Origin of the sequence: Actinomadura roseirufa (assembly GCF_900659635.1) — a bacterium.
Lineage (GTDB): Bacteria > Actinomycetota > Actinomycetes > Streptosporangiales > Streptosporangiaceae > Spirillospora > Spirillospora roseirufa.
In genome coordinates, this window is record NZ_CAACVB010000449.1 from 1 (window position 1) to 4080 (window position 4080).

Annotated in this window: 3 protein-coding genes and 1 pseudogene; all 4 read right to left on the reverse strand. The window is 67.8% G+C overall.

Annotated elements, in window-relative coordinates:
* Nucleotides 1–381: 381 nt before the first annotated feature.
* On the reverse strand, nt 382–1350 hold the full coding sequence (locus E1291_RS42885; protein WP_165495526.1) for a sensor histidine kinase: 969 nt from the start codon (nt 1348–1350) through the stop codon (nt 382–384).
* A 492-nt stretch (nt 1351–1842) separates the two neighbouring features.
* Nucleotides 1843–2151 (reverse strand): annotated as a pseudogene (locus E1291_RS45350) (2'-5' RNA ligase family protein); the annotation flags it as partial.
* 448 nt (nt 2152–2599) lie between these two features.
* On the reverse strand, nt 2600–2869 hold the full coding sequence (locus E1291_RS39850) for a hypothetical protein (RefSeq protein ID WP_131743183.1): 270 nt from the start codon (nt 2867–2869) through the stop codon (nt 2600–2602).
* An 879-nt stretch (nt 2870–3748) separates the two neighbouring features.
* Nucleotides 3749–3913 carry a hypothetical protein gene (locus E1291_RS42890; protein ID WP_165495527.1) on the reverse strand — a complete coding sequence of 55 codons (165 nt, stop codon included), beginning with the start codon at nt 3911–3913 and terminating at the stop codon, nt 3749–3751.
* Nucleotides 3914–4080 lie beyond the last annotated feature (167 nt).

Below are 4080 nucleotides of genomic sequence, written 5' to 3' on the forward strand. Positions count from 1 at the left end.
CCGGGAGTACGGGCCCTTACGCCGTGTCAACTGCTACTTCCTTCCGGTCATCCCCGACTCTAGCCGGGGGGCTGTCCGGAAGATCTAGGGCACCTCAGTCGGCGTTCACCGGTGAACGAGCCCGGGTGCCGTGCCCAGAACGCGACCAGATCGGAGTGGTCCTTCTCCATGAGCACGATCTGGTCCACCGGAGTGGCACCGGGGACGCGGAAGGCGGCAGCGTAGGCCCAGACGGTCGCCGGGGCGCGGGCCGCTTCGGCGAGCAGGTGTCGTACCCGTTGATGGTCGTTGGCGTCTGGGGAAAGGTCGGCGTGTCGCCGGACGGTGGTCATGATCGCCTGTTCTTCGGGTGAGAGAGGTGTTGGGGACTCGGTGAGAGGGCTAGGTGCTCTGGGTGTCGGCGCCGGGGCCGTCCTCGGAGCGGGCGCGCCGGCGTTGGGGGAGGGGGGTGGCGTTGGTGTCCGGGGCGCTACCGGTGCCAGACGGAGGCGCTGATTGCTGCACGGTCGTCACCAGTGCGGCGAGGGGGATGAACACGAGTGCGGTCAGTCCGCCGTAAGGCGATTCGCGCAGGCTGACCTTCAGCTGGTGGCGGCGTGCGTAGTGACCGACGACGGCCAGGCCGAGCCGCGGCGGGTGGCCCAGCTCCAGCAGGTCAGGCGTGTCTTCTCCAGAGGCGATGCGGCGCCAGCGGGCCAGGTCGGTCCTGGGGAGTCCTACGCCGGCGTCGTCGATCTCCAGGACAGCGCCCCGGTGCACCGCCATCACCCTGGCCCGGACCGGCGCGGTCGGTGGCGAGCATTGAACGGCGTTGTCCAGGAGCTCAGCCACCAGGTGCGTGAGTGCCTCGGCGACCGGTGCGATGACGGTGATGGTGTCGTCGCCGATTACCTGGACGCGGGTGTGATGGCTGATACGAGCTGCTGCGGAATGGACTACTTGAATCAGCGACTGGTCGTCCCGCCCTGGCCGGGTGGGCCGTGCCCCTGCCAGCACCATGACGCTCTGAGCATGCCGGGCCTGCTGAGTGGCGGCGCGCTGGATGTCTTCGCCGATAGGGCGTGCGGTGCCGTCGCCAGCCGGAAGCCGCTCGGTGAGCTTCTCGGCCTCCCGTTGGATGTGCTGGGCAGAGGCTTGCAGACGCCGTGCAAGGGCGATCAGAAGCAACCGTGTCGCCTCTTGCCGCTGGGCTTCCCGTTCTGCGATGGCACTGACCTGCGCCATCGCCCGACGGCTCAGTACCCATAGCCCTGCGGGCAGGGGGACGGTGAGGAGGAGCGCGATCGCCAAGAGCCTCGATAGGTCAGAACGGCCCAGCTGCGTGAGAACCGCGACGCCGTCCAGGATCATGCCACCGGCCGCTAATAGCAGCATCCGCAAGGGCCACTGTCGGCCTGGCAGCCGACCCGGCGGCAGTGGCGGCGCAGCCGGGACCGATTGCGACGACAAGCTTGCGGTGAGGCCGGGCGTTCCCCCAGGTGGCGCACTGGGCGGCACCGCGCGGGATTCCATCGTGGCGGGCGGGGCGTCGGAGTCAGGCATCGAGGAAGCCGGGGGCGACATGTCGGCGCTCGTGAGCCGGACGGGTGCGGACGGACCGGCTGCGCGTGGCGGGTCTATCGGAACGGCGGTGGCTTCTGGTCTGCGCGACGGTTGCGCCGGGTCATCGCTTGGGCCTTCAGTCGAGTTTCTGGTGAAGAGCTCGATGTGATGGGTGGTGCGGTGGACGGCGTGAATGGCGGTCAAAGTAGCTGGGCGTCCGGGGAGTCGGTCGATGGGGATGGCTTCGCCCGGGACGAGGTAGGCCAGGGGGATGTGGGGCAGGAATCCATGTTTGTGCGGGGGACACACGCCTTGGTCACGCAGGGCGTCCATGGCTCGGTGGTGGAGCTTGGTCAAAATCGGTGCGTCCACCAAGGCGACCAGGACGTCGCGTGAGCCGCAGGTGAATCGGCCATGGCCGCAGATCTGCACGCGGATCTGCGGCGGGGCCGCTACGGCGACGGCTGCGGCCGCTGCCCGCAGCGCCTGGGGTGGGACCTGGTCAGCGGGGCCACAGTCGACGAGGGTCAGGTGTAGGTCGGCGGCGGCCATGCCGCCGACCACGCTCAACGCGGTGGCCAGAGCAGGTGGTGGGTAGAACGCGAGCATGCATCGCTCACGGGGCCGGGTCACCGCGTCCTCTCTTCGGTCCTGAGGGATGCCATCTCCGCCGGCCGGTGAGACCACCGATCAGCCTCCGCCGACGGCCCTGCCGTCGCGGGCATCGCCTCAAGGGTGGGGTCTTGGGATCGACCGGTTCCGGCGCTGTTGGGGACCGGATGCTGTTTGGGCATCGTGAAGGCTCTCTAGCCGCGAGGGGTTGGGCTTGCAGATGGAAGGGGCCGTGCTGGAAGCGGCGGCGGGGCTCCGGCGAGCGGTGACCCCGCCGCCGCGGTCATGGAAGGTCTCGCACGGCCCGGACACGCCGGGACGGGGACCGGGAGGTCCGGGCCGTGCGAGACAGGTCCCGGCTTGGGGATCACCGGGACCTGGGAAGGCGGGCACGATCAGCCGGCGAGCACCGGGGCCATCCCCGGTAGGCCGCACCCGCCAGGTCTCAGAGGGGGTTCTCGACGATCACCCGGGATCGCCGATCACGCCGCGCCGTCGCCACGAGCCCGTCGGCGACGTAGCCGGCCTGCATTCCCGCCCCCAGGTGCACGCTCCACACCTCGCCCCGTGCACCCGGAGCCTCGCGCAGCAGCGCCTCCCTCAGCGCGCCCACCGCACGCTGCTCGTCGTCACTGACCCCGCCCGGCCCGGCACGGCCCACGTTGGGGCTGGTGACATCCCAGCTGAACAACTCGGGAAGAGCGGAGGGAGGCACGCTCGTCCTGATAGGGCTTGGAACGTGGAGAGGTTCCGATGAGGTGCTCACGATGCAGACCGCCCTTCTGTCTGAACACGGGGATTTGTGGATGAACTCAGGTATGCCGCCGTGTTCACCAAAAGTGGATCTAAGCGACAAAGGTGCGCAGTTCTCGTTGGGTTGTGCCTGCGCCAATCGCCGAGCTGCTGACTAGAGCGCCCCGCGGTGCATCCTCGACCCGGCCAGGTGCAACGCGACCCAGAGTGGTCCAGCGCCGGTTGACAGGGCCACGTCAGTGCTCCGCCACTCTGTGACACTCGGCCGACGTTTTGGCCAGCCTCCTTTGCGGCAGCAGGAAGGTGGGCATTACTAGAGATGCATGACCCGCCGCTCAGTGGCACGACCAGTGGAGGAAAGATGGGACATCCGACACTCCTCGCGCAACTGGCCGCCCAGCGGCACTGGACGTCGCGCGTCGCTGCGAAGGCGTTTGCCGATTGCGCCCGCGAGCTCGGCTTCACGACCCTCACCGTGAGTGAGAGGTCTTGGGAGAGGTGGTGTTCCGGACAGCTAGGGCGAACCCCTCGTCCGACTAACTGTCAGGTGCTCGAGCGCATGTTCGGTCAGCCGGTGCGCGAGTTGCTGGCACCTCCGCTCGCTCTCGCCCCGGCCGTGGCCGGCTTGTCGTCCGGCTTCCCTCAGGACACCTCATATCGTGCATACCAGGATAGATTGGGCGCTAGGCCCTCGCAGATCGATGAGGAGGTCGCTGTTGTGGCCGACGAATCTGCTCGATTCGCTCGTAGCGTCCGGCGGATAGATGAACATGCGCTAGACCAGTTTGAGGCGGACGTGGTGCGTCTGGCCACGGATTATCTTCGCCGCCCTGTTTACCTGTCATTCCGCCGCATCGCGCAGCTCTGTGGTGAGGTCTTCAGTATCCTTGATGCACACCATCCTCTCGAGCAGCAGCGGCGCCTCTATGAAATCGCAGGAAGGCTCTCCGCTCTGCAGGCCCACGCCAACGCTGACCTGGGACATCCGCGTGAAGCCGAAACGCATGCTCGAACTGCTCTGATCTGCGCCGAGCTAGAGAGCTTCAATAGTTGGGGTTATCGACTGTGTCTTGGTGGTGACTGGCCTGTCGGGTGTGGGCGGGTTTCCCTTGGTGGATGCGGTATGGCGAGGGCGGCGGGTTGACCGCTGTGGAGCGGGCGCGGCGGGAGGCG

What these genes read in the sequence shown, in the direction of transcription:
- E1291_RS42885 (WP_165495526.1), bottom strand. Translation starts at nt 1,350, where the DNA reads ATGATCCTGGACGGCGTCGCGGTTCTCACGCAGCTGGGCCGTTCTGAC.
- E1291_RS42890 (WP_165495527.1), bottom strand. Translation starts at nt 3,913, where the DNA reads ATGCGTTTCGGCTTCACGCGGATGTCCCAGGTCAGCGTTGGCGTGGGC.